Consider the following 26,882-nt stretch of genomic DNA (forward strand, 5'->3'; position numbering starts at 1 on the left):
ATTCTAGAGGATGCTTCTGGCCAACGCCTTACAACGGACGAACCTGGCGGGCGATCGTGCTCAGGTCCGGCCAGCGCGCCTTGTTCGTCTCGGGGATCGAGGCGAGGAGCATGGCCGGCTTGGTCTTGCCCACCTCGACCACCGTCACCACGGCCTGGGTGACCTGGCTCTTGCCGCCCGCGGTGTAGGTGACCTTGTAGCCGAGCGTCCAGCCCTTGCCCACCGGGATCTTCTGCGAGGCGGTCCACTCGACCGCCGCGCCCTTCGGGTACTGGGTGCGCATCGCCCAGCGGACCGCGTCGGTCGCGATCTCCCGGTAGTCGGCGTCCGAGCTGGGCTTCTTCGCCGGGGACTCGCCCGGGTACATCGCCGAGGCGATCAGCGTGTACGGCATCTCCGCCTTGCCGATGCGCTGCGCGATCGAGTACGGCGGGTAGGACCTGGCCTGCCACGGCGCGGCGAGCCGCGGATAGGAGATGCCGACCGTCTTGTCGGAGATCGTCCCGATGACCACCGCCGGGGTGCCCGGGGACGCCTTCAGCGCCCTGCTCGCCGGGACCGGGGGCAGCACGACCGGGCTCGCCGACGGGGTCGCCGAGGCGGAGGCCGACGCGCTGGGCGTGGCGGAGGCGGACGGCAGCGGGGCGACGCGGACGACGCCCTCGTCCCCGGTCGGCTGCTGGTTGGCCGGGACGTCGCCGGAGAAGACCACGAAGACCAGCAGGACGGCGGCGATCGTGGCGACGATCGCGCCGATCAGGTAGACGACCTTGATCGGGATGTCACCGAGGCCGCGCCGGGGCGGCACCGGCGGCACGGGCGGCAGCGTCGGCGCCGACGGCACGCCGCCCAGCGGCAGCTCCTCGGGCCGGCCGCCCGGGAACGGCGGCGCCGCCGACTGCCGCAGGGCGGGCGGGGGCATGGGCTGCGCGCCCCGCTTCTGCGCACCGGACGCCGGCTGCGCACCATAGGGCGGCCGGGGTCGGGACGGCGACTGAGGGTGGGACTGCGGGCCGGACGGCGGCTGCGGCCGGGCCTGCGGACCGGACGGCGGCTGCGGCCGGGCCTGCGGACCGGACGGCGGCTGAGGCCGGGACTGAGGGCCTGACGGTGGCTGCGGCTGCGGCTGAGGGGCGCGCTGCGGCTGAGGAGCAGGCTGCGGCTGCGGGCCGGACGGGGGCTGAGGGGTGGGGCGGGGCGGGGCCGCCGGGGGTCGCTGGATCTGCACCGTCTCCTCGGCCGGCGGCAGGACGACCTTGCGGAACGGAGTGGTGGGTGAGTTCGAGGAGGGTATCTGGTCTCCGACGTCCGCCATGACCTTGAGGTTACGTCACCGCAGAGCGGGTTATTTCCTCTATAGCCGCAGCAGAATCTAATTCTGTAAGGTCTGGCTACATGAGGGGTTTCTACGAGATCGCCGCCGAAGACCCGGATCGTCCCGCCCTCCTCGGCGACGAGGGCCTCACCTACGGAGCCCTGCTGTCCCGGGTGAACCAGACGTCGAACGGCCTGGCCTCGCGCGGCGTCCGCCGGGGTGACTGCGTGGTGACCGTGCTGAAGAACGGCCCGGACGCGCTCACCATGATGCTGGCGACGTACCAGATCGGCGCCTACCTGGTGCCCGTCAACTGGCACTTCACCGCCGAGGAGATCGACTACATCATCGCCGACTGCGGCGCCAAGGTGGTGGTCTCCCCCGACGCCCTCACGGTCGCCGAGCTGGGCGCGGGGCAGCCGGACACCGCCCCCGCCGAGCGCTGGGCCGGCTCCATGATGCTCTACACCTCGGGCACCACCGGCCGCCCCAAGGGCGTACGGCGGCGGCTGCTGGAGCTGACGCCCGAGGAGCTGTACCCGATCCTCATGCGCAAGAGCTGGCGGCACTTCGGACTGCCGATGGGCGGGGTGCACCTGGTGTGCTCGCAGCTCTACCACTCGGCGCCGTACGGGCAGGCGATGATGGCGCTGCAGTTCGGGCACGCGATCGTGGCGCCCGATCGGTTCGACGCGGCCGAGACGCTGCGGCTCGTCGAGCGGCACCGGGTGACGAACGCGTTCATGGTGCCCACGATGTTCCACCGGCTGCTGGCCGTGCCGGACCGGGAGTCGTACGACCTGTCGTCCCTCACCCACCTCTACCACGGGGCCGCCTTCTGCCCGCCCGCCATCAAGCAGGCGATGATCGACTGGCTCGGCCCGGTGCTGTGGGAGTACTACGGCTCCACCGAGGCGGCCGTGGCCACCATGGTGTCGTCCCAGGAGTGGCTGGAGCGGCCCGGCACGGTCGGCAAGGCGCTGGACGGCATGCGCTTCACGATCGTCGGCGAGGACGGCGAGGAGCAGCCGCCCGGGCAGCCCGGCCTCGTCTACATCGGCGGCATCAACCGCTTCGAGTACCACGGCGACCCGGACAAGACGGCCGCCGCCATGCGCGGGCGCGACTACACCCCCGGCGACATCGGCTACCTGGACGAGGACGGCTACCTGTTCCTGCTCGACCGGCGTACCGATCTGATCATCTCGGGCGGCGTGAACATCTATCCCGCCGAGATCGAGGCGGCGCTGCTGGAGCACCCGGCGGTCGCGGACGTGGCCGTGATCGGCGTTCCCGACCCGGAGTGGGGCCACAAGGTCGTGGCGCTGGTCCAGCCGGCGCCGGGGGTGACGGGCGGCGAGGAGCTGACCGCCGAGTTGCTGCGGCACTGCGCGCCCCGGCTGGCCCGGCTGAAGCATCCGCGGGTGATCGAGTACCGCGAGTCGCTGCCGCGTACGCCCACCGGCAAGCTCAGCAGGAGAAATGTCCGGGAGGCGTATCTTTCGCAGTGATTCGGGCACACCACTGCCATGAGGCAGCCCACGGGGGAAACGCCCATGAGGAGGACAGCCGCGGCGTTCGCCGCCGCCGCCGTGCTGCTCGCGGGCTGCGGAACGCTCCCCGCCACCGGCACGCGGTCCCCGGCCACCACGCCCACCGCGCCCACCTCGGCGTCGCCGGGCGCGACCACGTCCCCGGGCCCGACCTCACCCGAGGCGACCGGGGCGGGCAGCGCCCCCGCCCAGGCCCTTGAGGCCGCCTACGAGCAGGTCATCGCGAACGTCCTGCCGTCCATCGTGCAGATCAACACCAAGGTCGGCCTCGGCTCCGGCATCGTCTTCGACCACGCCGGCCACATCATCACCAACGCCCACGTGGTCGGTGAGGCCACCGAGATGAGCGTCGCCTTCGCCACCGGCGGCGCCGATCGCAAGGCGCGGCTGGTGCGCTCCTTCGCCACCGGCGACCTGGCCGTGATCAAGGTGGACAACCCCGACGGGCTGCGGCCGGCCACGTTCGCGGACTCCACGAAGGTCCGGGTCGGGCAGATCGTGCTCGCCATGGGCAATCCGCTCGGCCTGTCGGGCAGCGTCACCGAGGGCATCGTCTCGGCGGTCGGGCGTACGATCTCCGAACCGCAGGAGGCCGGCTCGCCCGGCGCGACGATCGCCAACTCCATCCAGACCTCAGCCGCCATCAACCCCGGCAACAGCGGCGGCGCGCTGGTGAACCTGTCCGGCCAGGTGATCGGCATCCCGACGCTCGCGGCCACGAACCCCGAGCTCGGCGGCGGCGCGGCCCCCGGCATCGGCTTCGCCATCCCCGGCAACACCGCCGTCGACATCGCCAACCAGATCATCAAGCACGGCAAGGTCACCAACAGCCGCCGGGCCGCGCTCGGCATCCGGGGCGGCACGGTGCTCGGCGCGAACGGCCAGCCCGCCGGCGTCGGGGTGGCCCGCGTGGAGCGGGGCGGCGGCGCGGCCAAGGCCGGCATCGAGACCGGCGACGTGATCGTCTCGGTCAACGACAAGGAGACGCCCACCATCGCCGACCTGACCGAGACCATCGCCACCCTGAAGCCGGGCACCGAGGTCAAGGTGGGACTCATCCGCCCCGACGGCTCCCGGGCGACCGTGGTGGTGACCCTCGGGCAGCTTCCCGGGGACTGACCGGCTACCGCTTCGCGGTGAAGACGATCTCGACCCGCCGGTTCTTCGCCCGGTTGCCCTCGACCGGCCTGCCCTGCACCAGGTTGGGCAGTTTGGGGCGGCTCTCGCCGTACCCGGTGGCCTGGAGGGTGACGCCCGGGACGGTGATCATGCCGCGTACGGCCTGCTGGACGGCCTGCGCGCGGCGGCGCGACAGCGTCACGTTGTAGGCGTCCGTGCCCTGGTCGTCGGTGTGACCCTCGATCCTGACGACGCCGCCCGCGCTCTCCGCGTTGACCTTGGCGGCCACCTGCTCCAGCCGCTGCCTGGCCTTGGCCGTGAGCCGCCACTTGTCCAGCGCGAACAGCACGTCGCTGGTCACCGCGAGGGTCACCTGGCGTCCCTGCTTGGTCTCGCTCTCGGTGCCGTCCATGGACTCGACCTCGCCGATGATGTCCTCGACCGGCAGCACCAGGTCCTCGACGACACCGGTGGCGCCGGACGGCACCTCGGGCACCGGGGTGGGGGCCGGGGTCGGGGACGACAGGGCGAGGACCAGGGCCGCGCTAAGCGATCGGAACATCGGTGAACACCCCGATACCCGGCATCTCAACGTTGATCGTGCTCACGTCGGCCGGCGGGGCGGCGAAGACGGCGTACAGCGTGGACGCCTCACCCTTCTCCAGGAACTGGCCCTGGGTGCCGGCGCACACGCACGTGGCGTCCGCGCCGGTGCCGTTGCGGGCGACGCGGTAGCGCTTGGCGTTGACCGGGTCGATGAGGGCGACGCCCGAGACCGTGAAGTCCAGCGTGCCGGTGCCGAGGCTGTTGTGCACGTTGACCTTGCCGTCGAGGGCGGTGATGACCCAGGTCAGGGTGGTGGTCCTGCCCTGCCGCTTGAGGCCGGTGAGGTCGACGCGGGCCTCGCCGTACATGTCGCCGGCGCCGACCTTGGTCTCCTTGGTCGCGATCACCGCGCTCTGCTGCGGAGGAGCGCTCTCCTGGGCCGGCTCCGGCTGCTGCGCGGGGGCGGACGCGGTCGTGCTCTCCGAGACGGGCCGCGACTGCCGCTCCTCGCCGCCGCTGCCCTGCGGAACGCCCGGCAGCACGCCGCAGCCCGCGAGCGCGGCCGCCGCGACGGCCAGCGCGATCGTCTTTCGCATCGTCGTGATCACCTTCGTCGTTCGGGGATGTGGCCCTGACCCTAGGGAGGCGGCGTTCAGTATCCGCATAGCCGGGGCGCGCCGGCCCGGTCATCGCCGCCGCCGGGCCTCCTCGGCGAGCCGCGCGGCCTCGGCCGCGCCTGTCCGGGCGTCCTGGTCGCCCTCGCCAAGACCGTCAAACTCTCCCATAGCGCGCACGAAGCCACCAATCGCATCATCCGTACCATCGGCGAGCGCCGCCCGGCTGAGCGCCAGGAGGGCGCGGGCGGCGTTCGCGCGGTCGCCGTACTGGACGAAGGTCTCGCGGGCCGCGCGGGCGTCCGCCGCGGCGGGCCCGTGCCGCCCTTCCGCGTTCTCCAGCTCGGCCCGTACGAGCAGCGCGACCGCCTCGGGCAACCGGTCGCCGAGCCGCCGGTTGACCTCCAGCCGCCGTTCCAGGCACCGCCGCGCCTCGGCGTACCGGCCGGCGGCCAGGTGCAGCCTGGCCAGGTCGAGCGAGACCTCCGCCGCCCCGCGCCGGTCCCCCAGCTCCCGGTACGCGGCGAGGCTCGCCTCCAGCGGCCCCGCCTCCCGCCGCAGCGTGCCGAGCCCGCGCAGCGCCTCCGCCCGGCCCCGCCGGTCACCGGCCTCCTCGAACACCCGCAGCGCCCGTCCCAGCGCCTGCTCCGCCTGCGGCCCGAGAGCCGGACGCGTCCCGGCGCGGCGGGCCTGGACCAGGCCGAGCCGGAGCGTGACCCGGGCCAGCTCCAGGCCCTCCGCCAGCGGCAGGGCCGCGCGCAGCGCCGCCTCGGCGGCCTCCAGGCGGCCCTCGATCCGGTGCAGGTCGGCCAGGCCGCGCAGCAGCAGGGCCTCGCCGGTGCGGTGGCGGGCGGCGCGGGCCGCGTCCAGGCCGGTGGCCGTGGTGGCGTGCCAGTCGTCGTGATGGGCGTTCAGCTCGAACAGCGGCGTGAGGTAGAACGCCAGCCGCCAGGCGGCCTCGTACAGCCCGGCACGGTGGAAGTCGCCGACCGCCGCCACCAGGAACCGGCGCTCGGCGCTCAGCCAGCGCGCCTCGCCGCGCAGCAGGCCGGTCTCCAGCGCCGGATCCCCGCCCTGCTCCGGATGGATCCGGGTACGGCCGGTGCCGGGCTCGGCGGGGAGGAGCGCGGCGTGCGCCCGGCGTACCCGCTCCAGGATCGCCTCCGCCCGGCAGGCCAGCACGCCGCCCGGCCCGCCGTCCTCCTCGGCCAGGCGTTCGGCGGCGTAGAGGCGGGTGAGGTCGTGCCAGCCGTACCGCTCCTGGCCGGCCTCGTCCAGCCCGCGCGAGCGCAGCAGCCCGGCCTCGGCCAGCGGCTCCAGCTCCGCGTCCAGCGCCCAGGGGGCGAAGTCGGGCGCGGAGAAGGCGCCCAGCTCGCGCAGCAGCCGCCGTTCCGGATCGGGCAGGCCGCGGTAGCCGAGCGCCAGGCTGCCGCGTACGGCGAGGTCGCCCGCGCTCAGCTCGTCGAGCCTGCGCCGCTCGTCCCCGAGCCGACCGGCCAGGTGGTCAAGGGTCCAGCCGGGCTTCCTGGCCAGCCGGGACCCGGCGATGCGCAGGGCCAGCGGCAGCCGCCCGCACAGCCGGACGATGCGGCGGGCGGCCTCGGGCTCGGCGCGTACCCGGTCGGCCCCGGCGACGCCGGCGAGCAGCGCGACCGCCTCGTCCTCGGTGAGGAGGCCCAGCTCGTACGCCCGCGCCGCCTCCAGCCCCGGCAGCGACGACCGGCTGGTGACCAGCGTGACGCTGCCCGGCCCGGTCGGCAGCAGGGGCCGGACCTGCGCCTCGTCGGCGGCGTCGTCCAGCACGACCAGGAGCCGCCGGCGCGCGGTCAGGCTCCGGTAGAGCCGCACCCGCTCGTCCGGCGCGGCCGGCACCGCCCCGTCGGGACACCCCAGGGAGCGCAACAGATCCTCCAGCACGGCCTGGGCCGACCTCGCCCCGAGCGAGGCATGAAGCCGCCCGTCGGGGAGGTTCAGGGCGGCGGCGGCGTGTACGGCCAGCGCTGACTTGCCGACGCCGGGCGGGCCGTGCAGGACCAGGTGGACGGGGGCCGTGGACGCGGCCTCGGCCACGGTCCGGCCGATCCAGGCGAGCGCGTCACCCCGACCACAGAAGTCCGAAATGTCGGGCGGCAACTCATCCACCACCCCGGCGGACCGCCCCCACCCTCCGCCGTCGCCCGAGGCGACCGGGACCGGCGGCCGGGCGTCCAGCAGCACGCGGCGATGGGCCTCGGCCAGCTCGGCGCCCGGCTCCAGACCCAGCTCCCCGACCAACGTCCGGCGCGCATCCTGGTACGCCGCCAACGCCTCCGAACGCCGCCCCGCCTGGTGCAGCGCGTCCATCAGGTGAACCCAGGCCCGCTCACGCAACGGGTGCGCGCCCACCAGGGCCCGCAACTCGCCGATCACCTCCGCGCCCCGCCCCAGGCCCAGGTCCAGCTCGACCCGCTCCTCCAGCGCCGTCAGCCGCAGCTCCTCCAGCGGCACCCCGTACGCGCGCCGCAGCACCGAGGACTCGACGCCGTCGAGCGCCTGCCCCCGCCACAGCCCCAGCGCCGCCCGCAGCCCACCGGCCGCCGCCTCAGCCCGCCCCGCCGCCCGCTCCCGCCGCGCCTCGGCGACCAGGCGCTCGAAGCGGTGGCAGTCCACGTCGTCCGGCGCGACGTCGAGCAGGTAGCCGCCGCCGGGCACGGTACGGATGCCGGTCACGAGCTTGCGCAGCGCGCTGACGTACACCCGGAGCACCGACTCCGCCGAGACCGGCGGCCGGTCGTCCCAGACGGCGGCCATGAGCCGGCCCGCCGTGACCGGTTCGGGGGCGGCCAGCAGGAGGGCGGCCAGGAGCGTACGGTGCTTCGCCGGCCCCGGCGTCCGCCCGTCCGAGACGCGCAGCGGGCCCAGCACCCCGAACCGGGTCACCGGCTCACGCCTTCGGCCGCAGCACGAACGAGTCGAACCGGACACGGGCCGGGGCTCCGGGATCGGCGGTGGCGATCACGCCCGCCTCGCCGGGCCCGTACGGGTCGTCCGCGTCGGCCGCCTCCGCCACCAGCCGGTCGTCGAGCCACAGCCGTAACGCGACCCGGCCCGCACCGCCATCCGCGCACTCGGCGACCAGCCGGGCGGAGGACTTCACGGGGCCCTGGGCGGGGCCGTACAGGTCGGCGCCGTCCGTGCCCGCCCCGCGCTTGACGATCGAGACCATGCCCGAGCCGCTGACCAGGAAGTCGTAACGGGCGCCCGAGGACGACGAGCCGTGGCACCACACGCCGTACGCGCTCGCGTCGCCGCCCTCGGCGAGCGTGGCCCGCGCGCTGATCACACTCGTGCCGTCCGGCTCCCGCCTGGGCGCCGACTTCCACAGCCGCCAGCCGGGATTGACGCTCAGCTCGTAACCGGCTTCGGCCGCCCAAGCGCCGCCCCCCGCCGACGTCCCGGTGGCCCACCCCTCACCGAACCCGGCCTCGTACGGCCAGCCGGGGGTGAGCAGCCTGGCCACGACCAGCCCGGCGATCACCAGCACCCCGGCCCCACCGCCGAGCGCCCACGCCCGCCACCGCCTGCCCTTTCCACCTCGGGCCGCCGCCGGCCGAGACGCCTCCGCCCAAGAGCGCGCGGGCCCGGCCGACAGGGGCTGAGGCCCGGCCGGCATGGGCTGAGGCCCGGCCACGGGGACCTCCGCCTGCGGCGTCTCCGCCCGGCGCGGCCCGGGCTCAGGCGGCACGGGCTCAGGCGGCACGGGACGGGCGGGCGCCTGCCTCCTAGCCGCTTCGGCGGCCGGCGGCGCGGCCGGCGGCGCGGGCATCGGGGGGACCGTCCAGGCGCGTTCCACCACCTCATTGGCGGTGGACAGCCGAGGGCTGCCGCCGACCAGCTCGGCCAGCAGCCCCTGGGCGGTGGGCCGGCGGCGCGGGTCCTTGGCGAGCGCACGGGCGACGATCCCGCGGATCCCTTCGTCGAGCCCGTCCAGCCACGGCTCGCCCTGCGCGATCCGGTACAGCACCTCCCCCGGCGCCCCGCTGCCGAACGGCGCCCGCCCCGTCCCCGCGAACGCGATCACCCCGCCCCACGCGAACACGTCCGCCGCCTCCGTGACCACCTCCCCGCGCACCTGTTCGGGCGCCATGTAGGCGGGCGTCCCGACGACGCCGTGGCTGGCGAGGCTCCGGTGCTCGGCGAGCTGCGCGATCCCGAAGTCGATCACCCGGGGCCCGAGCGGCGACAGCAGCACGTTGGACGGCTTGAGGTCGCGGTGCACCACCCCGGCCCCGTGGATGGCGCTGAGCGCGGTGGCGATCCCGACCGCCAGCGCCTCCAGGTTGCCGCCCGACAGGGGCCCCTGGTCCCGTACGGCCTGCGCCAGATCAGGCCCTTTGACGTATTCGGTGACCAGGTAGGCGACGTCCCCGTCGATCCCGGCGTCGAGCACGGCGGCGGTGCAGAAGCGGGCGACCCGCCGCGCCGCCGCCACCTCCCGCTCGAACCGCCGCCGGAAGGCCGGGTCGCGGGCCAGCTCGGGGGCGATGAGCTTGACGGCGGCCAGCCCGCCGGTGGGCGTGACCGCGAGGTGGACCTCCCCCATGCCGCCCCGGCCGAGCAGGCGCCGCAGCGCGTAGCCGCCTATGACCCGATCGCCGTTCATCGGTGCCACATTAGCCAGGTCAGCCGAGGACCGAGCGCTGCGTCAGGCGGTAGCGGGAGGGCGAGATCCCGTACCGGTCGAGGAACGCCTGCCGCAGCGTCTCGGCCGTCCCGAACCCGCAGCGCGCCGCGATCGCGGCCATCGGCAGCGACGTGGAGACCAGCAGGTGGGCGGCGGCCTCGGCGCGGGCCTGGCGGACGTACCGGCCGGGCGTCCGGCCCAGGTGGCGCAGGAACAGCCGGGTGAGGTGACGCTCGCTGACCCCGGCCGCGCCGGCGAGCGCGGCGGTGGACAGGTCGTCGGCGAGGTGGCCGCCGATGTGCTCGACGGTCCGCTTGACCAGGGTGTCCGCGGGCGAGGGCGAGGCGACGAACATGCTCATCTGCGCCTGGTTGCCGGGCCGCTGCAGGTAGGTGACGAGGTGGCGGGCCACGGTGCGGGACAGTTCGGGGCCGTTGTCCTCCTCGACGAGGGCGAGGGTGAGGTCGAGTGCGGCGGTGACGCCCGCGGAGGTGGCGACGCCGCCGTCCCGCAGGAAGATCGGGCCGGGGTCGACGGCGACCTCTGGGTGGCGGGCGGCCAGCTCGCCGGCGAGCCGCCAGTGCGTGGTGGCCCGCCGCCCGTCGAGCAGCCCGGCCGCGGCCAGCACGAACGCCCCGGTGCACACGGACGCGACCCGCCGGCTCTCCCTGGCCAGCCGGCGTACGTGGCCCACGACGGACGGGCTCGCCGCCGCGTCCTCGAAGCCGATGCCGCCGCAGACGACGAGCGTGTCGAGCGGCCCGGTGACGCGCTCCAGCGGGAGCTGGGCCTGGACGGTGAGCCCGGTGCCGCAGGTGACCGGGTTGCCGCCGGGGGCGGCGACGCGCACCTCGTAGCAGGGCGCCGCGCCGTGCCAGTTGGCCTCCTCCAGCGTGGAGGTGACGCAGGCGAGGTCGAGCAGCGAGGCCGCCTCGTACGCCACCACGACCACCCGCCGGACGTCCATGCCCCCGACTCTAGGGTTAAAGGACCAGGACCCCAAGTTTCCGGACTTGTCCGGCCGTCCGCCTTGGCGCGCTCCCGCCCGCGCGTGGACAGTCGGAGCCATGACCACCACCACGAAAACCCGTAACTGGGGCAGATTCGCCCTCCACTACCTTGAGATGATCATCGCGATGTTCGCCGGGATGTTCGCCCTCGGCGCGCTGCTCGACGTGCTCGGCCTCGGCGTCTCCCACAGCGAGCAGCCCGAGCTGGGCTACCTGGTGATGGCGCTGAACATGTCGATCGGCATGGCCGCGTGGATGCGCTTCCGCCGGCACGGCTGGGCCTCGACGCTGGAGATGTGCGCGGCGATGTTCGTCCCGGTCGTGCCGCTCTTCCCGATGCTGTGGCTCGGCTGGATCGACGCGGGCATGATGATGACGCTCGCGCACGTGGCCATGTTCCCGCTCATGCTGGCCGCGATGCTGCTCCGCCTCGACGAGTACGCGGGCTGCGCCCACTGACAACCCCGGTGACGTCGCCATTACCACTTTGGGCAGCCTGTCGCCTACCCTTTGTGGATGCGTTATGTCCCTTTTGTCATGATTGCTGCCACTTTGCTGACGGGCGCCACCGCCCTGCCCGCGGCCGCCATCACGAACGGCTCGGCCGACGGTGACACCCACCCCGAGGTCGGCGCCATGGTCGCCGACCGGCCGCACGCCGACGACACCTGGACCTACTGCACCGGCACCCTCGTCTCCCCGACGGTCTTCCTGACCGCCGCCCACTGCGGCGAGAAGGGACAGAAGACCGCCAAGGTGACCTTCGACGCCCAGTACAAGCCCGGCAGCGCGCTCCACAGTGGCCGGTTCATCCCGGACCCTCGGTTCAACGACAAATCGGACCTGCATGACATGGCGGTGGTCGTCTTCGACCAGCCCGTCACCGGCATCCGCCCCGCCCAGCTCCCCGCCCCCGGCCTGCTCGACCGCCTCAAGGCCGAGGGCAAGCTGACCCGCTTCACCCCGGTCGGGTACGGCTCCCTCGCGCCGGCCAAGAAGGCGCGCGAGGAGGTCTACCACTACACCGACACCCGCAACCAGGCGTCCATCTCCTACAAGGGGATGACCAAGCGCTGGCTGAACCTGTCGATGTCGGTCAAGAGCGACGGCAGCACCTGCTTCGGCGACTCGGGCGGCCCCAACTTCCTCGGCGGCCCCGACTCGCACCTGCTGGTGGCCACCTCCATCAGTGGCGCCGACGACGCCTGCAAGGGCACCAACTACGACTACCGCCTCGACAGCCAGTCGGCCCGCACCTTCCTCGGCAAGTACGTCACCCTCCCGCGCTGACGCGGCAGCCGTTCCCGTGGAACGCTGACCGGGTGATCGACTACTACCGAGACCTCCTCCAGCGTCGCGGCTGGCTGGAAGAGTGCCTCTGCTGGCTCGTCGTCCAGCCCCTCGACGAGGACCTGACCTGCGACGACGTTTTGTGGCGACTGAACGGCGGCCACGACCCCGAACAACGGATCGTGCCGGACCCCGTCGACGCCAACGCGAACGCCGACGGCGCGCTGATCTTCGCCTTCGAGGGCGACGGCGCCTGGGGCTTCCTCGACTGGTCCGGCATTCCCGCCTCCGACGACATCGTCGCCACACTCAGCGAGGACTGCCGGGTATGGCTGACGAGCTGGAACTTCAGCGGCCAGAGCACCCTCCTCTACGCGGCGGGCGGCCGCGTCAGGACCCGCGTGGACCGCTTCCACTTCGCCGACCACATCACCGAGGAAGGCGACCCGGCCGCGGTGGCCGGCCTCCACAGACTCCTCGCCACCGTTCCCCGCGACGACTTCACGGGCCGGCGCGCGGCGGCACTCGCCTTCGTCGAGGCATCCACCGGCGTCGCCATCGGAAGCGAACGCTTCGACGAGGAGGAGGGCCCGGTCATCATCCTCGGCACAGCTTGAAAACATCGTCTCGATGAGAGACCATGTTTACAGCGCCCGGCCGTCGAAGGCAGGGCACCGGCAGTGGTACTACTGGAGATCCACGAAGGAGGCCCGGACCGACAAGCAGGTGCACCCATGCCCATCCCCTACCTGGGCGTCGTCGGCATCGCCGAGGCGCTGGGGGTGAGCAGGCACGCGGTGCACAAGTGGCGCACCCGCTACCCGTCCGGGTCCGACCATCCCTTCCCCGAGCCGGACGTGGAGGTCGACGGCGCCCCGGGCTGGCGTCCCGAGCGGGTCGCCGACATCGTGCGCTGGCGCGACGGGCTGCCCGGCCGAGGCTCCGGCGGGGGCCGGCCGACGCTGGCCCGCCAGGAATACCTCAAGGAGGCGGCGGCCCGCGGATTCACCCGTGACGAGGCGATCCGCGCGCTCGCCACGTTCGCCGCGGAGTTTCCCGAGATGACCGAGCAGGAGCTGTGCGCCTGGCTGGTCGGGAAGTGGCGCCGCTAGCCTCCGCGTCCCATCACGCGAAGCAACGGAAGGCGATGACGCATGCCCGAGATCAGCGGAGACACCACGCCGGGATTCGAACCCGTACGTGAGGCGTTCGCGGCCAACCTGACCGGCGGCCACGAGGCAGGGGCGGCGGTCGCCGTCTACCTGCACGGCCGCCCCGTCGTCGACCTGTGGGGCGGCCTCGCAGACCCGGCGACCGGCAGGCCCTGGGAACGCGACACCCTCCAGGTCGTCTTCTCCACGACCAAGGCGGTGACGGCGGCCTGCGCCCTCCTGCTGGCCCAGCGCGGCGAGCTGGACCTGGACGCGCCCGTGGCCCGCTACTGGCCCGAGTTCGCCGCGCACGGCAAGGATCGCATCCCGGTGCGGTGGCTGCTCACCCATCAGGCGGGGCTGCCCGCCGTGGACCGCCCGCTCACCAAGGCCGACGCGATCGCCGGCACACCCGTGGTGGAGGCGCTGGCCGCGCAGCGGCCGTACTGGGAGCCGGGCACCGCCCACGGCTACCACGCGCACACCTACGGCTGGCTGGTCGGCGAGGTCGTCCGCCGGGTGAGCGGGCGCAGCCTCGGCACGTTCCTGGCCGAGGAGATCGCCGCGCCACTTGGCCTGGACCTGTGGATCGGCCTGCCGAAGTCGCAGGCGCACCGGGTGAGCCGGCTCGTCACCACGCCGATCGACTTCGACGCCCTGGCCACCGTCGACCTCGACGCGATCCCGGAGCCGATGCGCGAGGTCATGGCCGCCTTCGCCGACCCTGCCTCGCTGACCACGCGCGCCGTGACCCTCTTCGCGCCCCCGCTGAACCACGACGACCCGGAGGAGCAGCACGCCGAGATGCCCGCCACGAACGGCATCTGCACCGCCCGCGCTCTCGCCCGCTTCTACGCGGCCCTCATCGGCGAGGTCGACGGCCACCGCGTGCTGACCCCCGCCACGCTGACCGCCGCCACGAAGGAGCAGGTCAGCGGCGTGGACCAGATCTTGCGTGCCCCGGTGCGGATCGCCACCGGCTTCGGCCTGCCCACCCCGGACGCCTTCTGGCACTCCCCCACCGCCTTCGGCTTCTCCGGCTACGGCGGCTCGATCGGCTACGCCGACCCGGCGACCGGCCTCGCCTTCGCCTACGTCATGAACCGCATCGAGGACAACCCGCAGGACCCGCGCGCGGCGAACCTGGTGGCCGCCGTACGCGCCTCCCTCGCGGAGATCCGCTCCTGAAACGCGAAAACGGCGGTGTCCCATGGGACACCGCCGTCGCTGATACAGATGAGTGGAGGTGGCGGGAATCGAACCCGCGTCCTTCAACCCCAAGTCAGGGCTTCTCCGGGCGCAGCCTGCTGTGTTTTTCTCAGCCCCGGCGATCACGCAGGCGAGTCGCCGACGGGCTCAGCCACTGTTAGATTTCCCGATCGCCCCCGTGGCCGGGTTGATCGGTTGAGCCTTCTGACGATGCCAGACACCGGGCCGAAGGCGCTCCCGGGCTGACAGTGGTTTCGCTACTTAGGCAGCGAGGGCCAGGGAGTCCTGGCCGACCACAGTGCGCTTAGAGTTGGCACTTGTTGTTTGCGGTCACAGGATTAACGAGGTTATGTCCGCAGTCCTCGGCCCGCTTCACCTGGCTTGCAAAGTCGAAGTCGAAGCCAGTCACCCCCTGTGCAGTTGTCAACACACCCCACGCGAGCGAGTCGCGAACGAGGTGAGCAACTTGAATCTACACGCCACAACGCCTCTGACGCCAACTTAATTCCCCGCGGCGCGACCGCCCCCGGACATGCCGAAACCCCCGGGAGCGCGGCGCACAAGCACACGCTCCCGGGGGCCGACCGGCAGGGTCGAGCCGGTCCGGACGGCAGGGCTTCCCCCGAGATGAAGCCCTGATCTCATCACGGCGACTGGGACCGCAACCCCCCGAGCGGGCCCAGTCACTAAGGAAGACGCCAGGCGAGCAGCCGATGGTTGCTCGCCGTCACGACGTTTTCACGGAGAGGTGCGAAGGGCCGAGAAGAAGCTCCCCGCGACGGCCGAGGCGTTGTAGTTCTTCGACAGCACCGCGACGGCCAGATCGCCCTGCCAGCCGACGAACCAGGTCAGCTGGTTGCCCGCCGTCGCCGTCACGCCGTAGACCTTGGCCCGCTGCTGCGCCAGCGCCGGCGTGCCGAGCGCGCCGGCCCGCATCATCGTGGTCAGCGCCGTGCGTACCTTCGCGTCCATCGGCACGGGGTCGGGCTGGACGAGCGGCGCCTTCTCGGTGGCGGCGTCGGACGACTTGGGATCGGTGACGAGCACGGGCGGACGCCAGGTGCCGGACGCCACCGCGGCCCCGACCAGCGCCATGCCGAGCGGGCTGACCTGGACGTTCTGACCCGCGATCGCCTTGGCCTTGTCGGCGTCGCCGGCCAGGGACGGGAACGAGCCGTTGAACGACTTCAGCGGCAGCCGCCACGACTGCCCCACCCCGAACGCCTCCGCGCTCTTGCGCAGGTCGTCGGCCTTGACCCGGCGGGCCAGCGAGGCGAGCGCGGTGACGCAGCCCTTGGCGAAGTTCTCCTGGAAGGTGCCCGACGTACTGGCGCCGAGCTGCCCGGCGTGCACGAACCTGGCACCGCCGACGGTGCGCTCGGCCGGGCAGCTCAGCCGCTGCTTGGGGCTCACCCCGGCCTTGAGCAGCGCGTCGGCCGCCACGATCGAGAACGCCGTGCCGGCGGGGAACTTGCCGGCCAGCGCGTCCTTCTCCTGGTGCATGTTCTTGGTGGCGACCGCGCGGATCTCGCCGGAGTTCTTGTCCACCACGACGAGTGAGCTGGTGGCGGAGTCGGCCACGGCCTGCTCGGCGGCGGCCTGCACGCCCCGGTCGAGGGTGGTCTTGACCGAGACGTTCTGCCGGCCCGGCCACTCCTTGAGCCGGGCGACCTCCTTGCCGGTCTTGAGGTCGAGCGTGATGACCTTGGTCTCGGTGGAGCCGGTCAGGTAGTTCTGGTAGGCCTGCTGCAGGCCGCTCTTGCCGACGGAGTCGCCGGCCCGCTGCGGGCCGCCGAGCTTCTGCTCGGTCTCGGGGGTCAGGGCGCTGACGCTGCCGACGATCTGCCGGGGCGCGTCGGGGTTGACCGGCTGGTCCTGCGGATCGATCTTGATGCCGGGGATCGCGTTGAGCTTGCTCTGCAGCGCCTGGTAGCGCGAGCGGCCGAAGGTCACCAGCGGCACGAACTTGTCCGGCGGGGACGACCTGATGCGGCTCAGCAGCCGGTCCTGGGCGTAGTCGGTGATCTTCGACAGCTTGTCGACGACCTCCTCGGCCCGGTCGCCGAGCTGGGCGGGGTAGACGCCGGCGACGTAGAGCACGGTGTCGGTCTGCAGCGGGTCGCCGGTGCGGTCGACGACCGGCTGGCGCGGGTTGGGCCCGATGTCGACCGCGAAGCGCTCGCCCTCCTTGAGCTGCGGGTGCAGCACGGACGGCGACCAGCGCACCTTCCACGTGCCGTCCACCAGGTGCAGCGGCAGCACGCCGTCGTACTCCCAGAGCGGGTTGTTCTCGCCCAGGTCGACCTCGGCGCGGAAGTCGGCCTTGGACTCCTCGCCGTCCATGGTGACGCTCTTGATCTTGAACCGGAACGAGGCCGCGTCGAGCTCCAGCTTGGCGTCCGACAGGGCCTTGCGTACGGTCGCCTGGTCGCCGTCGGTGCGGCCGGCGGCCAGGTCGTAGTCCTCGCTCTGCCAGCCCACGAGGAAGTCGCGCACCGCGTCGTGCGGTGACGGCTCCTCGAAGCAGCCGGTCAGCGTGGTGCACGCGATCGCCAGGGTGACGGTCGCGGAGAGGGTGCGGCGGGCGCGTCTCATCGCTGGCGGTGTCGCGCCTCTCATCGGTGGCGGTAGCGCAGGGCGCGGGCCATCTCCCGCTTGGCCTGCTGCTCCGCCAGCGTCTGCCGCTTGTCCCAGTCCTTCTTGCCGCGGGCCAGGCCGATCTCGACCTTGGCCCGGCCGTCCTTGAAGTACAGCGACAGCGGAATGATCGTCAGCCCGCCCTCCTTGGTCTTGACGGCGAGCTTGTCGATCTCCTTGCGGTGCAGCAGCAGCTTGCGCTTGCGGCGGGCGGCGTGGTTGGTCCACGTCCCTTGCGCGTATTCGGGGATATGCACGTTGAGCAGCCACGCTTCGTCACCGTCGATGCTGGCGTAGCCGTCGACGAGCGAGGCGCGGCCCTCGCGGAGCGACTTGACCTCGGTGCCCTGCAGCACGAGCCCCGCCTCGAAGGTGTCCTCGATGTGGTAATCGTGCCGAGCGCGTTTGTTCTGGGCGATGACCTTCCGCCCGGTCTCACGTGGCATGTTTCGACTTTACCGGCGTTCCGTCACACTCTGAGGTATCGGCGGAGGGTGACGAACGACGCGAGCACACAGATCACCACGCCGATGATCATGGTGAAGGTGATCGTCTGCGCGACCGTGTCCCAGCCGAGCTGCGCCGTCGGCCCGCCGACGAAGGCGCCGAGCTCCTCGAACAGCAGGACCTTCGTGACGATCAGCATGACCGCCGCGAAGACGCCGCCGATGAGACCCGCGATCACGCCCTCCATGATGAAGGGGAGCTGGATGTAGAGGTTGGAGGCGCCGACCAGCCGCATGATGCCGGTCTCCCGCCGCCGGTTGAACGCCGACAGCCGGACGGTGTTGCCGATGAGCAGCGCCGCCGCCAGCACCAGGATGATCGCGACCGCCAGCGCGTAGTAGGCGAGCTTGTCGAGCATCAGGAAGAACGGCCCGACGAGCTGCTTCTGGTCGGTCACCTGGGAGACCCCGGGCTGGCCCTGGATCGCCTGGATGACCGACTGGTAGTTGCTGGGGTCGGCCACCTTGATCCGGAACGAGGTCGGCATGTCCTCGACCTTGGTGGCGCTCAGCAGGGCCTTGTTGGAGGCGAAGGCCTGCTGGAAGTTCTCGTAGGCGGCCGCCTGGTCCTCGTAGAAGACCTCCTTGACTCCAGGGGTGCCCTTGATGTGCTCCTGGAGCTTGGTGGTCTGGGCCTGCGTGATCGCCTTGCCGTTGCAGGCCTGGACGGCGGAGCCCTTGGTGCACAGGAAGACCGAGACCTCGACCTTGTCGTCCCAGTAACCGCGGATCAGACCCACCTGGGCGTTGATCATCAGGCCGACGCCCAGCATCGCCATTCCGACCGCCACGGTGATGACCACCGCGATCGTCATGGTCAGGTTGCGACGGAGGCCGATCCAGACCTCGGAGAAGATGAAGTTCGCCCGCATGTTCTGTCTACAGCTCCCTGTCAGTACGCCTGGCCGTAAACGCCACGCGACTGGTCACGGACGATCTTGCCGTCCTCCAGCTCCACGACACGCTTGCGCATGGAGTCGACGATGGCCGCGTCGTGCGTGGCCATGACGACCGTGGTGCCAGTCCTGTTGATGCGGTCGAGCACCTTCATGATGCCGATGCTCGTCGCGGGGTCGATGTTGCCCGTGGGCTCGTCGGCCAGCAGGATCATCGGCCTGTTGACGAACGCGCGGGCCATGGCGACGCGCTGCTGCTCGCCGCCGGACAGCTCGTCGGGCATGCGGTGGGCCTTGCCCTCCAGGCCGACCAGCTCGATGACCTCGGGCACGACCTTGCGGATGAACCGCCGGGGCTTGCCGATGACTTCGAGCGCGAACGCCACGTTCTCGTAGACGTTCTTGTTCGGCAGCAGCCGGAAGTCCTGGAAGACGCAGCCGATGCGGCGGCGCAGGTGCGGCACCTTGAAGTTGGAGAGGCGGGCCAGATCCTTGCCGGCGACGTGAATCGCCCCGGAGTTGGGCCGCTCCTCCTTGAGGACCAGACGCAGGAACGTGGACTTGCCTGACCCCGAAGGGCCGACGAGGAACACGAACTCGCCCTTGTCCACGTCTACGGACACGTGGTCGAGAGCGGGCCGGTTCTGGTTGGCGTAGACCTTGGTGACATTATCGAAATGGATCACGAGAGCATCACGGCATGCCAGTCTAGGGGTCAGGACGGAAGCGAGGGTGGCACATGCCCACTTCCCGCCACCGGCCACTCGGCGGCCGTCGCTTTACCAATGATCGACGTTCCGATTGGCCAGACGACAGTCTAGGGGGAAGACTGGCATGGAACGTCCATAACGGAAACAAAACGATTGTGCGGCTAGACTTGGGGCTGACATGAGTTGCGAACACCTCGTATGCGCGCAGTGCGCCCACCCCGTCATCGAGGGCCGCTGCCCGCTCTGCCGCGCCAACCGCGAGCGGATGCACCAGCACGGCTTCGCCGGGCTCTCGCCCGCCCTGATCGCCGTGCTGCTGGTCGTCCTGCTCTTCGCGACACTCGCGGCCGAGCACCTGGTCGTCCGGTAAGCGGACCACTCAGGACGGGCCGCTCGGCACGGGCGCTCAGCCCGCCCGCTCATCCCGGGCGGCCGGGCCTCACTCCGCCGCGCCCGACTCCTGCCGCCGCATCCACCGGATCTCCGACTCGATGAACTCGTCGAGGTCGCCGTCGAGCACCGCCGTCGGGTTGCCCGCCTCGGTGCCCGTGCGCAGGTCCTTGACGATCTGGTAGGGGTGCAGCACGTAGTTGCGGATCTGCGTGCCCCACGACGTGGTCGTGGCCCCGCGCAGCTCCGACATCTTCTCGGCCTCCTCCTGCCGCTTGCGCTCCAGCAGCTTGGCCTGCAGGACCGCCATGGCGGTGGCGCGGTTCTGGAGCTGCGAGCGCTCGTTCTGGCAGGAGACCACGATGTTGGTCGGCAGGTGCGTGATGCGCACGGCGGAGTCGGTGGTGTTGACGCCCTGGCCGCCGGGGCCGCTGGAGCGGTAGACGTCGACGCGGATCTCGTCCTCGTTGATGTCGATGTGGTCGGTCTGCTCCACGACCGGGACGATGTCGACCCCCGCGAACGAGGTCTGCCGCCGCCCCTGGTTGTCGAACGGGCTGATGCGGACCAGGCGGTGCGTGCCGTGCTCGCCGCGCAGCGTGCCGTAGGCGTAGGGGGCCTTGATCGTGAAGGTGGCCGACTTGATGCCGGCCTCCTCGGCGTAGGAGGTGTCGTAGACCTCGGTGGAGTAGCCCTTGCGCTCGGCCCACCGGAGGTACATGCGCAGCAGCATCTCGGCCCAGTCGGCCGCGTCGACGCCGCCGGCCTGCGCGTTGATGCTGACCAGGGCCTCGCGGGCGTCGTATTCGCCCGACAGCAGGGTGCGGACCTCCAGCGCGCCGATGTCGGACCTCAGCGACTCCAGCTCCTTGTCGGCCTCGGCGCGCGTGTCGGCGTCGCCCTCCTCGGCCGCGAGCTCGTAGAGGACGCCCAGGTCGTCGAGCCGGCGGGCCACGCCGTCGACGCGGTTGAGCTCGCCCTGGAGATGGGAGAGCTTGCTCGTGACCTTCTGGGCCTGCTCGGGGTCGTCCCAGAGGTCGGGCGCGGCGACCTGCTGCTCCAGCTCCTCGATCTGCTTGCGCATCGCGTCGAGGTCGAGCACGTCCTGGATGCTGCGGAGCGTGCCCGCGAGCTCGTTGATCTCTTCTGCCGGATCGATGCCTGCCACGTCTCCCAAGGGTACGCGACCGTCGCGGGCCCGAATAACATGGCGAGGTGCGTGCATTCGGGCGGCGGTGGCTCCTGGCGCTCGCCGCCGGCGTCCTGGCCGGGGCGACCGCCTGCTCAAGTGACGCCGCGCCGCCCCCTCCGACCAGGTCCGCGGCGGCCGTGACGGCCACGCCCACGCCCTCGCCGAGCCTGGTCGCGATCACCAAGGCCGAGGCCGCCGAGGTGTTCGCCGAGATCACCGCCACCGACGACACGCTGCGCGTCAAGAGCGACCTCGACGGCCGCCTGCGCATGGCGGTCGACCTCACGACCGGCGGGCAGACCCTGCTGAGCCTCGCCGCCTACCTGTCCACCGACTACGCGCCGCCCCGCTACCGATGGGGCACGCCCGCCCTCTTCGTGCCGAAGTTCGGCCCCGCCGAGCAGGCGCCCTGGTTCACCGCTCTCGCGACCCGCGACGGCCGGCCGACGCTGCTGACCTTCGCGAGGTCCGACCGGTGGCGGCTGAGCTCGGTGGCCGAGCTCCTGCCCGGCCAGAAGCTGCCGGAGATCGCCGAGGACGCCGAGGGCTACGCCACGGCGCTGTCCCCTGACGACAAGAGCGTCACCATCAGCCCGCAGTTCATGCAGCCGGTGCACGCCAGCGTGGCCGAGACCGGCTCGTCGGGCGTGACGGCGGGGCTGGTGGCGGCCGGCCCCTACACCACCGAGGTGGCCGAGCAGATCGCCTCGCTGCGGGAGAAGGCGAAGGCCGACGGCTTCAGCTACGACTCCATCTTCAGCGCCGACAGCTTCCCCGTCTACGCGTTGCGCACCGCCGACGGCGGGGCGCTGATCCAATACTCGCTGTCGCGCACGACGACCACGACCACCAAGACGGCCGAGGACGACTACATCCCGGTGCCCGACGCGGCCCGCTGGGCGATCAACTCGACGGTGCTGCGACGCACGCTGCGGCTGGTCGAGACGCACCAGTTCGCCACCGCGGTCCCGCCCATCGCCAAGGCGGGGGCGGCGGCCGTGATCGCCCACGACGGGGGCCTCACCCGCGCCACCGGCACGTGAGCCCCCGGGCGCGGCGGCGCCGCGCCCGGGAACCCGGTGACTACGCCTCCGTGTAGGGGAGGTTGCTGGCGGCCACCAGGGTGCGGACGGCCCGCAGCGCGACCGACAACGTGGCCAGGTCGAAGTTGTCGCTCTCCCAGATCTCCGACAGCGTCTGCCTGGCCCGCGCCACGGCCGCCGAGTTGGCCTCCGACCAGCGGGCCAGCCGCTCCTCGGGCGCGAGGCCCGGCTCGCTGTGGGCCAGCACGTCCTGCGTGAGCGAGGCGTGCGCGGCGTAGAGGTCGTCGCGCAGCGCCGAGCGGGCGATGGAGTTCCAGCGGTTGTCCCTGGGCAGCGCGATCACGCGCTCCCGCAGGCGGGCCAGCTGGAGCCGGTCGGCCAGGTCGAAGTAGACCTCGGCCACCTCGCTGACCGGCCGCTCGCTGTGCGAGGCGATCTCCACCAGGTCGAGCGTGGAGTACGCGGGCACCATCCCGGCCACCCGCTCGGCCAGCTCCTGCGGCACGCCGCGGGCGAGGAAGGCGTCCCGGCGATCCTCGTAAGCTGCCTGGTCGGGGCCGGTGAGCAGCTTGGGGATGTGGGCGAGCAGCCCGTTGACGCCCTTGATGAAGAAGCCGGCCGACCCGGCGAGGTCGAGCGGCGGCCGGCGGTTGGCCAGCAGCCAGCGGGTACCCCGCTCGACCAGCTTGCGCGCCTCCAGCAGCATGGCGATCTGGGTGGCGGTGTCCACCTGGTTGTCGAGGGCCTCGACCGCCCGGTAGAAGCTCGGCAGGTCGAACAGCTCGCGCGCGACCAGCCAGGCCCGCACGATGTCGGGCGCGGAGGCGCCGGTCTCCTCGCCGAAGCGGTGCATGAACGTGGTGCCCATGGAGTTGACCAGCTCGTTCACCACGCAGGTGGTGATGATCTCGCGGCGCAACGGGTGCGCGTCCATGTACGGACGGAACCGCTCCCGCAGGGCCGACGGGAAGTACGAGACCAGCCACGACTCCAGGTAGGGCTCGTCGGGCAGGTCGGAGTTCAGCACCTCGGCGTCCAGCACCAGCTTGGTGTAGGCGAGCAGCACGGAGAACTCGGGCGAGGTCAGCCCGAGCCGCGCCTGGCGGCGCTCGGCCAGCGTCTTGTCCGAGGGCAGGAACTCCAGCTCCCGGTTGACCAGCCCCTCGCGCTCCAGCCGCCGCAGGTAGCGGGAGTGGATGTGCAGCATCTCGACGGCCTGGGCGCGGGCGGCGTCGAGGACCACGTTCTGGGCGTGGTTGTCGCGCAGCACGAGTTGGGCGACCTCGTCGGTCATCGAGGTGAAGACCTGGTTGCGCTGCTTGTCGGTCAGCTCGCCGTCGCGGACGACCTGGTCGAGCAGGATCTTGATGTTCACCTCGTGGTCGGAGGTGTCGACGCCGGCCGAGTTGTCGATGAAGTCGGTGTTGACCAGGCCGCCGTCGCGCGCGAACTCGATCCGGGCGAGCTGGGTCATGCCCAGGTTGCCGCCCTCGCCGATGACCTTGCAGCGCAGGTCGGCGGCGTCGACGCGGAGCACGTCGTTGGCCTTGTCGCCGACGTCGGCGTGCGACTCGGACGACGCCTTGACGTAGGTGCCGATGCCGCCGTTCCACAGCAGGTCGACCGGGGCCTTGAGGATGGCGCTGATCAGGTCGGTGGGCGCCATCGAGGTGACGCCGGCCGGGATGCCGAGCGCCTCGCGCATCTGCGGCGTGATCTGGACGGACTTGGCGCTGCGGGAGAAGACGCCGCCGCCCGCCGAGATCAGCCCGGGGTCGTAGTCCTCCCAGGAGCTGCGCGGCAGCTCGAACAGGCGCCGCCGCTCGGCGTAGGAGCGGGCGGCGTCGGGGACGGGGTCGACGAAGATGTGCCGGTGGTCGAAGGCGGCCACGAGGCGGATGTGCTCGGACAGCAGCATGCCGTTGCCGAACACGTCGCCCGACATGTCGCCGATGCCGACCACGGTGAAGTCGGTCGTCTGGGTGTCCACGCCCGTCGTGCGGAAGTGGTATTTCACCGACTCCCAGGCGCCGCGCGCGGTGATGCCCATGGCCTTGTGGTCGTAGCCGATGGAGCCGCCGGAGGCGAAGGCGTCGCCGAGCCAGAAGCCGTACTCCTTGGCCACCGCGTTGGCGATGTCGGAGAAGGTGGCGGTGCCCTTGTCGGCCGCGACGACGAGGTAGGTGTCGTCGCCGTCGTGCCTGACCACGTCGCGCGGGGGCACGACCTTGCCGTCCACGAGGTTGTCGGTGACGTCCAGCAGGCCGGAGATGAACGTGCGGTAGCAGGCGATGCCCTCGGCCATCAGCTCCTCACGGGTGCCGCCCACCGGAGGACGCTTAACGACAAATCCACCTTTAGACCCAGTCGGGACAATAACGGTGTTTTTCACCATTTGCGCCTTGACCAGGCCGAGGATCTCCGTCCGGAAATCCTCCATCCGGTCCGACCAACGCAGACCGCCGCGCGCCACCTTCCCGAACCGGAGATGCACGCCTTCCACGCGCGGCGAGTAGACGAATATCTCGTACTTCGGCCGCGGCAACGGCAGCACACTGATGGCCTGCGGGTCGAATTTGAGAGATATGTACGTTTTGCGCTGTCCATCCACCGTCTGGAAGTAATTGGTGCGCAATGTCGCCTGAATCATCTCCAGGTACGCCCGCAGGATGCGGTCCTCGTCCAGCGAGGCCACCTCGTCGAGCGCGCCCAGGATCTCCTCGTTCAGCGCGTCCACCAGGTCGCACCGCACGTCCTCGTCCCGCCGCGGGTCGAGCCGCGCCTCGAACAGGTTGACCAGCAGCCGCGCCAGCCGCACGTTGCCGGTGAGCACCTTCTCCATGTACGGCTGCGAGAACGTGCTGCCCGCCTGCCGCAGGTATTTGGCGTACACCCGCAGGACCTCGACCTGCTCCCAGGTCAGCCCGCCCCGCAGGATCAGCGCGTTGAAGTCGTCGGCCTGCACCCGGCCCGTCCACAGGGCCCGCAGGCCGTCCTGGAACAGGCGCTTGAAGTCGTTCCTGTCCACCTCGGCCGCCGGCGTGTAGCGCAGGCCGAAGTCGTAGATCCAGGCATTCTTGGTGGCCGGGTCGTTGTCCCGGTCGACCTCGTAGGGCCGCTCGTCCACGACCTCGACGCCGAGCCGCTGGATGAGGGGCAGCGCGTGGGACAGCGAGATGGGCGAGCCGATCTTGTAGATCTTGAGCCGCCGCTCCCCCTCGGCCGCGTCGTACGGCTCGTAGAGGTTGATCCCGACCTCGCCGCCGTCGCCGCCCGCGACCAGCTCCTCCAGACGGCGCAGGTCGACCACGGCCACCTTGGGCGGGAAGTCGGCCTTGTAGCCCTCGGGGAAGGCGGAGGCGTAGCGGCGGATGAGCGCCGGCGCCTCCTCCTCGGAGGTCATCTCGGCCAGCGCGACGGCCAGGTCGTCCTCCCAGGAGCGGGTGATGGCGGCCAGGCGCGCCTCCAGCTCCTCCACGTCCACGCGCGGCGGCGGGAGCTGCTTGCCCCGCTCGCCCCGCACCACGACGTGCAGGCGGGCCAGCGACGACTCGCCGATCATCGCGCTGTAGTCGAGCGACCGGCCGCCCAGCGCCTTGAGCAGCACCTCCTGCATCTTCAGCCGGACCTTGGTGGTGTAGCGGTCGCGCGGCAGGTAGATGAGGCAGGAGATGTAGCGGCCGTAGTCGTCGCGGCGCAGGAACAGCTTGACCTGCTTGCGCTCGCGCAGCCGCAGCACGCCGAGCGCGATCGGCAGCAACTGCTCGACAGAGGTCTGGAACAGCTCGTCGCGCGGGAACGACTCCAGGATCTCGATGAGGTCCTTGCCGTCGTGGCTGTCGGGGGCGAGCCCGGCCCGCTCGAGCACGTCGGCCAGCTTGCGGCGCAGCACCGGGATGCGGGAGATCGACTCGTTGTAGGCCACGTGGGTGAACAGGCCGAGGAAGCGGCGCTCGCCGATGACCTCGCCGTCCGGCGAGAACATCTTGACCCCGATGTAGTCGAGGTAGGCCGCCCGGTGGACGGTGGCCCGCGAGTTGGCCTTGGTGATGATCATGAGCTGCTTCTCGCGCGCCTTGGCCCGCACCTCGGGCGGCAGCACCGAGAAGCTCTCGGAGCCGATCCGGTCGTCGCGCAGGATGCCGAGCGCCGCGCCCGGCAGCGCCCGCAGCGCCTCGCCCCGGTCGGTGTCCTCCAGCCGGTACTCGCGGTAGCCGAGGAAGGTGAAGTGCCCGTCGGCGAGCCAGCGCAGCAGGTCGATGCTGTCCTCGACCTCAGCCGGCTCCAGCGGCGGCGGGCTCATGCTGAGGTCCTCGGAGACCTGGACGGCGACCGCCCGCATCTTCCTGAAGTCCTCGACCGCGTGGCGCACGTCGGTGAGCACCCGCTGCAGGTCGTTCTCCAGCGCCTTCAGCGCCGCCGGGTCGGCCTGCCTGTCGATCTCGATGTGGATCCAGGACTCGACCAGCATCTGGCCGGTGACGTCCTCCTGGCCCCGGCCCAGCATGCGGCCCGTCATGTCCCTGCGCACCCGCATCTGCGGGTGGACCAGCAGGTGGATGCCGAGGTCGTGCCGGTCCAGCTCCATCGTCACCGAGTCGACCAGGAACGGCATGTCGTCGGTGACCACCTCGACCACCGAGTGGCCGGGGTCCCACCCGTTCTCCTCGATGGTGGGGGTGAAGGCGCGGATCACGGCACGGCCCTGGGGACGCTGCTCGGCGAGCTGGCGCTGCGACATCGCGGGGCCGTACACGTCGACGGGGTTGCGGTGCAGCAGGTCCTCGGGGGCCACGTGGCGGTAGTAGAGCCGCAGGAAGGAGAGCGCCTCCTCGGTGATCACGTGTTCACTGCTCGCCACGCAGTGCTCGGCCGCTCGCTGGAGCAGCTCGTCCTTGGCCTCGTCGAGGGGCATGTCAGGTCTCACTCCTTTGTGAGGGTTGGCCGGGCCGGTCACGGCCAGGCTCTTGTTCCCGGAACAGCGGGAAGTAGTAGTGCGGGCGCGTGCGGACGCGCGGCAGGCCCAGCCAGGAGGGGG

21 protein-coding genes and 1 other RNA gene are annotated in these 26,882 nt (G+C 71.7%); 9 read left to right on the plus strand and 13 right to left on the minus strand.

Annotated elements, in window-relative coordinates:
- Positions 1 to 28 precede the first annotated feature (28 nt).
- Entirely contained in the window at positions 29 to 922 is an 894-nt protein-coding gene (locus SMD20_RS23435; protein ID WP_329584543.1) for a hypothetical protein, read from the minus strand.
- 473 nt (positions 923 to 1,395) lie between these two features.
- Between SMD20_RS23435 and SMD20_RS23440 the strand changes: the two genes are divergently transcribed.
- On the plus strand, positions 1,396 to 2,826 hold the full coding sequence (locus SMD20_RS23440; RefSeq protein WP_329584545.1) for an AMP-binding protein: 1,431 nt from the start codon (positions 1,396 to 1,398) through the stop codon (positions 2,824 to 2,826).
- 45 nt (positions 2,827 to 2,871) lie between these two features.
- Positions 2,872 to 3,987 (plus strand): S1C family serine protease, encoded by a 1,116-nt coding sequence (locus SMD20_RS23445; protein WP_329584547.1) that lies wholly within the window; start codon positions 2,872 to 2,874, stop codon positions 3,985 to 3,987.
- A gap of 4 nt (positions 3,988 to 3,991) precedes the next feature.
- Here SMD20_RS23445 and SMD20_RS23450 read toward each other — a convergent pair whose 3' ends face one another.
- The 5 genes from SMD20_RS23450 to SMD20_RS23470 all read right to left on the minus strand — a co-directional run bounded on the left by SMD20_RS23450 (position 3,992) and on the right by SMD20_RS23470 (position 10,777).
- The gene (locus SMD20_RS23450; protein WP_329584549.1) at positions 3,992 to 4,549 is read right to left on the minus strand and encodes an OmpA family protein; all 558 of its coding nucleotides are present in this window, start codon (positions 4,547 to 4,549) and stop codon (positions 3,992 to 3,994) included.
- Entirely contained in the window at positions 4,533 to 5,129 is a 597-nt protein-coding gene (locus SMD20_RS23455; RefSeq protein WP_329584550.1) for a hypothetical protein, read from the minus strand. The genes SMD20_RS23450 and SMD20_RS23455 overlap by 17 nt, the downstream gene beginning before the upstream one ends.
- A 90-nt stretch (positions 5,130 to 5,219) precedes the next feature.
- Positions 5,220 to 8,066, minus strand: a complete 2,847-nt coding sequence (locus tag SMD20_RS23460; RefSeq protein ID WP_329584552.1) for an AfsR/SARP family transcriptional regulator — start codon at positions 8,064 to 8,066, stop codon at positions 5,220 to 5,222.
- Positions 8,067 to 8,070: 4 nt separating this feature from the next.
- The gene (locus SMD20_RS23465) at positions 8,071 to 9,789 is read right to left on the minus strand and encodes a serine/threonine-protein kinase (protein ID WP_329584553.1); all 1,719 of its coding nucleotides are present in this window, start codon (positions 9,787 to 9,789) and stop codon (positions 8,071 to 8,073) included.
- Positions 9,790 to 9,808: 19 nt separating this feature from the next.
- The gene (locus SMD20_RS23470) at positions 9,809 to 10,777 is read right to left on the minus strand and encodes a GlxA family transcriptional regulator (RefSeq protein WP_329584555.1); all 969 of its coding nucleotides are present in this window, start codon (positions 10,775 to 10,777) and stop codon (positions 9,809 to 9,811) included.
- Positions 10,778 to 10,877: 100 nt separating this feature from the next.
- On the opposite strand from SMD20_RS23470, the gene SMD20_RS23475 reads away from it, so the two are divergent.
- The 5 genes from SMD20_RS23475 (at position 10,878) to SMD20_RS23495 (ending at position 14,449) form a co-directional block, all read left to right on the plus strand.
- On the plus strand, positions 10,878 to 11,279 hold the full coding sequence (locus SMD20_RS23475; protein WP_329584557.1) for a hypothetical protein: 402 nt from the start codon (positions 10,878 to 10,880) through the stop codon (positions 11,277 to 11,279).
- A gap of 78 nt (positions 11,280 to 11,357) precedes the next feature.
- A complete protein-coding gene (locus SMD20_RS23480) occupies positions 11,358 to 12,110 on the plus strand; it encodes a trypsin-like serine protease (protein WP_329584559.1) in 753 nt (250 codons plus the stop codon).
- Between the two features lie 32 nt (positions 12,111 to 12,142).
- A complete protein-coding gene (locus SMD20_RS23485; RefSeq protein ID WP_329584560.1) occupies positions 12,143 to 12,727 on the plus strand; it encodes a hypothetical protein in 585 nt (194 codons plus the stop codon).
- Between the two features lie 117 nt (positions 12,728 to 12,844).
- Positions 12,845 to 13,222: a hypothetical protein gene (locus SMD20_RS23490; protein WP_329584561.1), complete on the plus strand. Its 378-nt coding sequence runs from the start codon at positions 12,845 to 12,847 to the stop codon at positions 13,220 to 13,222.
- A 42-nt stretch (positions 13,223 to 13,264) separates the two neighbouring features.
- Entirely contained in the window at positions 13,265 to 14,449 is a 1,185-nt protein-coding gene (locus tag SMD20_RS23495) for a serine hydrolase domain-containing protein (RefSeq protein WP_329584562.1), read from the plus strand.
- Positions 14,450 to 14,499: 50 nt separating this feature from the next.
- On the opposite strand, the gene ssrA is transcribed toward SMD20_RS23495, so the two are convergent.
- The 5 genes from ssrA to ftsE form a co-directional block, all read right to left on the minus strand.
- Positions 14,500 to 14,883: a transfer-messenger RNA gene (gene ssrA / locus SMD20_RS23500) on the minus strand.
- Positions 14,884 to 15,208: 325 nt separating this feature from the next.
- Positions 15,209 to 17,065, minus strand: a complete 1,857-nt coding sequence (locus SMD20_RS23505; RefSeq protein ID WP_329584564.1) for a penicillin-binding transpeptidase domain-containing protein — start codon at positions 17,063 to 17,065, stop codon at positions 15,209 to 15,211.
- Between the two features lie 20 nt (positions 17,066 to 17,085).
- Positions 17,086 to 17,553, minus strand: a complete 468-nt coding sequence (gene smpB / locus SMD20_RS23510) for an SsrA-binding protein SmpB (protein WP_091079798.1) — start codon at positions 17,551 to 17,553, stop codon at positions 17,086 to 17,088.
- Positions 17,554 to 17,576: 23 nt separating this feature from the next.
- Complete coding sequence (ftsX, locus tag SMD20_RS23515) at positions 17,577 to 18,485, minus strand: permease-like cell division protein FtsX (protein ID WP_329584566.1); 909 nt, start codon at positions 18,483 to 18,485, stop codon at positions 17,577 to 17,579.
- A gap of 20 nt (positions 18,486 to 18,505) precedes the next feature.
- Positions 18,506 to 19,195: a cell division ATP-binding protein FtsE gene (gene ftsE, locus SMD20_RS23520; RefSeq protein ID WP_020541427.1), complete on the minus strand. Its 690-nt coding sequence runs from the start codon at positions 19,193 to 19,195 to the stop codon at positions 18,506 to 18,508.
- A gap of 202 nt (positions 19,196 to 19,397) precedes the next feature.
- On the opposite strand from ftsE, the gene SMD20_RS23525 reads away from it, so the two are divergent.
- A complete protein-coding gene (locus tag SMD20_RS23525) occupies positions 19,398 to 19,589 on the plus strand; it encodes a hypothetical protein (RefSeq protein WP_329584570.1) in 192 nt (63 codons plus the stop codon).
- A gap of 69 nt (positions 19,590 to 19,658) precedes the next feature.
- On the opposite strand, the gene prfB is transcribed toward SMD20_RS23525, so the two are convergent.
- The gene (gene prfB, locus SMD20_RS23530; protein WP_329584571.1) at positions 19,659 to 20,777 is read right to left on the minus strand and encodes a peptide chain release factor 2; all 1,119 of its coding nucleotides are present in this window, start codon (positions 20,775 to 20,777) and stop codon (positions 19,659 to 19,661) included.
- A gap of 47 nt (positions 20,778 to 20,824) precedes the next feature.
- Here prfB and SMD20_RS23535 point away from each other — a divergent pair, with 47 nt between their 5' ends.
- Positions 20,825 to 21,844 (plus strand): hypothetical protein, encoded by a 1,020-nt coding sequence (locus tag SMD20_RS23535; protein WP_329584573.1) that lies wholly within the window; start codon positions 20,825 to 20,827, stop codon positions 21,842 to 21,844.
- A gap of 40 nt (positions 21,845 to 21,884) precedes the next feature.
- On the opposite strand, the gene SMD20_RS23540 is transcribed toward SMD20_RS23535, so the two are convergent.
- Entirely contained in the window at positions 21,885 to 26,759 is a 4,875-nt protein-coding gene (locus SMD20_RS23540; RefSeq protein ID WP_329584574.1) for an NAD-glutamate dehydrogenase, read from the minus strand.
- Positions 26,760 to 26,882 lie beyond the last annotated feature (123 nt).

Origin of the sequence: Nonomuraea sp. LP-02 (assembly GCF_036289125.1) — a bacterium.
GTDB classification, from domain to species: Bacteria; Actinomycetota; Actinomycetes; order Streptosporangiales; family Streptosporangiaceae; genus Nonomuraea; species Nonomuraea bangladeshensis.

Excerpts from the sequence above, each read along its gene's own strand:
- SMD20_RS23540 (WP_329584574.1), bottom strand. The coding sequence starts at position 26,759 with ATGCCCCTCGACGAGGCCAAGGACGAGCTGCTCCAGCGAGCGGCCGAG.
- SMD20_RS23435 (WP_329584543.1), bottom strand. The coding sequence starts at position 922 with ATGCCCCCGCCCGCCCTGCGGCAGTCGGCGGCGCCGCCGTTCCCGGGC.
- ftsX (WP_329584566.1), bottom strand. The coding sequence starts at position 18,485 with ATGCGGGCGAACTTCATCTTCTCCGAGGTCTGGATCGGCCTCCGTCGC.
- smpB (WP_091079798.1), bottom strand. The coding sequence starts at position 17,553 with ATGCCACGTGAGACCGGGCGGAAGGTCATCGCCCAGAACAAACGCGCT.
- SMD20_RS23450 (WP_329584549.1), bottom strand. The coding sequence starts at position 4,549 with ATGTTCCGATCGCTTAGCGCGGCCCTGGTCCTCGCCCTGTCGTCCCCG.
- SMD20_RS23470 (WP_329584555.1), bottom strand. The coding sequence starts at position 10,777 with ATGGACGTCCGGCGGGTGGTCGTGGTGGCGTACGAGGCGGCCTCGCTG.
- SMD20_RS23495 (WP_329584562.1), top strand. The coding sequence starts at position 13,265 with ATGCCCGAGATCAGCGGAGACACCACGCCGGGATTCGAACCCGTACGT.
- SMD20_RS23445 (WP_329584547.1), top strand. The coding sequence starts at position 2,872 with ATGAGGAGGACAGCCGCGGCGTTCGCCGCCGCCGCCGTGCTGCTCGCG.
- SMD20_RS23525 (WP_329584570.1), top strand. The coding sequence starts at position 19,398 with ATGAGTTGCGAACACCTCGTATGCGCGCAGTGCGCCCACCCCGTCATC.
- SMD20_RS23490 (WP_329584561.1), top strand. The coding sequence starts at position 12,845 with ATGCCCATCCCCTACCTGGGCGTCGTCGGCATCGCCGAGGCGCTGGGG.
- SMD20_RS23505 (WP_329584564.1), bottom strand. The coding sequence starts at position 17,065 with ATGAGACGCGCCCGCCGCACCCTCTCCGCGACCGTCACCCTGGCGATC.
- SMD20_RS23440 (WP_329584545.1), top strand. The coding sequence starts at position 1,396 with ATGAGGGGTTTCTACGAGATCGCCGCCGAAGACCCGGATCGTCCCGCC.
- SMD20_RS23480 (WP_329584559.1), top strand. The coding sequence starts at position 11,358 with ATGATTGCTGCCACTTTGCTGACGGGCGCCACCGCCCTGCCCGCGGCC.
- SMD20_RS23475 (WP_329584557.1), top strand. The coding sequence starts at position 10,878 with ATGACCACCACCACGAAAACCCGTAACTGGGGCAGATTCGCCCTCCAC.
- SMD20_RS23455 (WP_329584550.1), bottom strand. The coding sequence starts at position 5,129 with ATGCGAAAGACGATCGCGCTGGCCGTCGCGGCGGCCGCGCTCGCGGGC.
- SMD20_RS23465 (WP_329584553.1), bottom strand. The coding sequence starts at position 9,789 with ATGAACGGCGATCGGGTCATAGGCGGCTACGCGCTGCGGCGCCTGCTC.